A 457-nucleotide genomic window follows, 5' to 3' on the forward strand; every position below is an offset into this window, starting at 1 on the left:
GTACTGCTGTTTTTTTGCGACTTCGGCTGAAATGGGTTGAACGCCAAAGCCCATACGCCCAATCGAGCTTTGTAAAATGTCTAAAGACAAGCCTGTCGGTTTTTCTAACAATTTGGCTGCCTGTTGTTGATTTTGTTCGACCCACTGTGTGGTGGTGTTGAGTTCATGGACGACCGTTTTTAAAACTTCTGGATGGGTTTCGGAAAATTTACGATCGGCCAAATAGAACTGATGATTACTGACTAAGTTTTCTCCCGTAGCAATCACACGTGCTGAGATTTGGTGTTCAGCGGCAGCAAAGAAGGGGATCCCAAATGACCCAAGCGTCGACTGCACCACGTTCAAACGCAGCACGTGCATCTGATGGGGTAGATAGACTGCTTCAATATCAGAAAGTTTGAGGTTATTCGCTTCTAATACTTTAAGTAGCAGGTAATGCACATTTGAACCTTTGTTG

The 457-nt window shown here is 44.4% G+C and carries 1 protein-coding gene; it reads right to left on the minus strand.

Features of this window, described 5'->3' with window-relative positions:
• The coding region (locus LRL21_RS44925) for a type 2 periplasmic-binding domain-containing protein (RefSeq protein ID WP_476703997.1) at window positions 1-457 on the minus strand (457 nt) is incomplete at both ends.

Source organism: Paenibacillus periandrae, from assembly GCF_022458865.1.
Taxonomy (GTDB): Bacteria; Bacillota; Bacilli; order Paenibacillales; family NBRC-103111; genus Paenibacillus_S; species Paenibacillus_S periandrae.